The sequence below is a fragment of the Enterobacteriaceae endosymbiont of Donacia crassipes genome (assembly GCF_012569785.1).
Taxonomy (GTDB): domain Bacteria; phylum Pseudomonadota; class Gammaproteobacteria; order Enterobacterales; family Enterobacteriaceae.
The window spans coordinates 736-3,886 of sequence record NZ_CP046202.1 but is presented as its reverse complement, the minus strand read 5'-3'; the positions used below and the strand labels follow the sequence as shown (position 1 = coordinate 3,886).

At 41.2% G+C, this 3,151-nt stretch carries 2 rRNA genes; both read left to right on the top strand.

Annotated elements, in window-relative coordinates:
• Window positions 1-37 precede the first annotated feature (37 nt).
• A 23S ribosomal RNA gene (locus tag GJT95_RS00015) occupies window positions 38-2,974 on the top strand.
• Between the two features lie 52 nt (window positions 2,975-3,026).
• Window positions 3,027-3,142: ribosomal RNA gene (gene rrf / locus GJT95_RS00010) — 5S ribosomal RNA — on the top strand.
• Window positions 3,143-3,151 lie beyond the last annotated feature (9 nt).

Sequence of the window (3,151 nt, the reverse complement as noted above, 5' to 3'; positions counted from 1 at the left end):
TTATTAATTTAAATATTTAGACGATTGTGGGTTGTAAGGTTAAGTAAATAAGCGTATATGATGGATGCCTTGGCAGTCAGAGGCGATGAAGGACGTGTAAATCTGCGAAAAGCGTCGATAAGCTGATACAAAGCGTTATTAGTCGGCGATATCCGAATGGGGAAACCTAATATATGTAATTATATATTATCGTAATTTGAATACATAGAATTACGAAGTAAACCAGGGGAACTGAAACATCTAAGTATCCTGAGGAAAAGAAATCAACAGAGATTTCCTTAGTAGTGGCGAGCGAACAGGAAGAAGCCCGAGATGTATTTTATTTATCATGTTAGTAGAAATAACTGGAAAGTTATACGAAACAAGGTGATAGTCCTGTATATGAAAATATGATAATTATAGTCTCAATGAGTAGAACGAGACACGAGTAATCTTGTTTGAATGTAGGGGGATCATCCTCTAAGGCTAAATACTACTGACTGACCGATAGTGAACTAGTACCGTGAGGGAAAGGTGAAAAGAACCCCGGTTAGGGGAGTGAAATAGAACCTGAAATCATATACGTACAAGCAGTAGGAGCATTTTAAAAAAGTGTGACTGCGTACCTTTTGTATAATGGGTCAGCGAGTTATATTTTGTAGCAAGGTTAACTGTATAAGGAAGCCGTAGGGAAACCGAGTCTTAAAAGGGCGTTTAGTTGCAGGATATAGACCCGAAACCCGGTGATCTAACTATGAGCAGGTTGAAGGTTTGGTAATTCTTACTGGAGGACCGAACCGACTAATGTTGAAAAATTAGCGGATGACTTGTGGTTAGGGGTGAAAGGCCAATCAAACCGGGAGATAGCTGGTTCTCCCCGAAAGCTATTTAGGTAGCGCCTTGTGTAATTCATATTCGGGGGTAGAGCTCTGTTTCGGTTAGGGAATCTACCAGATTTACCAATCCGATGCAAACTACGAATACCGAATTTATGTTATCACAGGAGACACACAGCGGGTGCTAACGTCCGTTGTGGAGAGGGAAACAACCCAGATCGCTAGCTAAGGTCCCTAAGTTATAATTAAGTGGGAAACGAAGTGGAAAGGCATAAACAGCCAGGATGTTGGCTTAGAAGCAGCCATCATTTAAAGAAAGCGTAATAGCTCACTGGTCTAGTCATTCTGCGCGGAAGATTTAACGGGGCTAAATTATACACCGAAGCTGCGACAATAAGAAAGAATATTATTTTTATTGGGTAGGGGAGCGTTCTGTAAATCGTTGAAGATAAATTGTAAAGTTTATTGAAGATATCAGAAGTGCGAATGCTGACATGAGTAACGATAAAATAGGTGAAAAACCTATTCGCCGAAAGACTAAGGGTTCCTATCCAACGGTAATCGAGGTAGGGTAAGTCGACCCCTAAGATGAGGCTGAAAAGCGTAGTCGATGGATAACAGGTTAATATTCCTGTACTCATTATTATTGTGAAGGGGGGACGAAGAAGGTTAAATTATCCAAGTGATGGTTGTCTTGGTTTAAGCGTGTAGATGGATTATCTAGGAAAATCCGGATAATTATTAACATTAAGGCGTGATGACGAAGTACTTTATTGTATTGAAGTAATTGATACCATGCTTACAAGAAAATCCTCTAAACTTAAATAATATTGAATCGTACTCTAAACCGACACAGGTAGTCAGGTAGAGAATACTAAGGCGCTTGAGAGAACTCAGGTGAAGGAACTAGGCAAAATAGTGCCGTAACTTCGGGAGAAGGCACACTGATTGTAGGTAAGAAAATTTACTTTTTAAGCTGAAATCAGTCTAAGATAACAGCTGACTGCAACTGTTTATTAAAAACACAGCACTGTGCAAACACGTAAGTGGACGTATACGGTGTGACGCCTGCCCGGTGCCGGAAGGTTAATTGATAGAGTTATTATTTCATAAGAAGCTCTTGATCGAAGCCCCGGTAAACGGCGGCCGTAACTATAACGGTCCTAAGGTAGCGAAATTCCTTGTCGGGTAAGTTCCGACCTGCACGAATGGCGTAATGATGGTCAGACTGTCTCCACCTGAGACTCAGTGAAATTGAAATTGCTGTGAAGATGCAGTGTACCCGCGGCAAGACGGAAAGACCCCGTGAACCTTTACTATAGCTTGATATTGAATAATAAATATTAATGTGTAGGATAGGTGGGAGATAATGAAATATTGACGCTAGTCAGTATGGAATCAACCTTGAAATACCACCCTTTGATATTTATTATTCTAACCTAAATCCGTAATCCGGATTAGAGACAATGTCTGGTAGGTAGTTTGACTGGGGCGGTCTCCTCCTAAAGAGTAACGGAGGAGTACTAAGGTCAGCTAATCACGGTCGGAAATCGTGAGGTTAGTGCAAAGGTATAAGCTGGCTTAACTGTAAGAATGACAATTCGAACAGATGCGAAAGCAGGTCTTAGTGATCCGATGGTTCTGTATGATAAGGCCATCGCTCAACGAATAAAAGGTACTCCGGGGATAACAGGCTAATACCGCCCAAGAGTTCATATCGACGGCGGTGTTTGGCACCTCGATGTCGGCTCATCACATCCTGGGGCTGAAGTAGGTCCCAAGGGTATGGCTGTTCGCCATTTAAAGTGGTACGCGAGCTGGGTTTAGAACGTCGTGAGACAGTTCGGTCCCTATCTGCCGTGGGCGTTGGAAGATTGAAAGGATTTGCTCCTAGTACGAGAGGACCGGAGTGAACATATCTATGGTGTTCGGGTTGTCATGCCAATGGCATTGCCCGGTAGCTAAATATGGGAAAGATAAGCACTGAAAGCATATAAGTGCGAAACTTACCTTGAGATTAATCTTCCCAAAATTTTATTAATTATTTATAAAATTTTCTTAAGGGACGTTAAAGACTATAACGTTGATAGGCTGGGTGTGTAAGCATAGTAATATGTTAAGCTAACCAGTACTAATAAACACCCGTGAGTCTTAACCTTACAACACCAGAATCGTTTAAATTGATTATTAGATAGTACTTAATAAAGTAATCCTGGTATAAATAACGCAGTGGTACCACCTGAATCCATCCCGAACTCAGAAGTGAAACATTGTAGTGCCAATGGTAGTGTGAGGTCTCCTCATGTGAGAGTAGGTAAATACCAGGATAAGTTAAA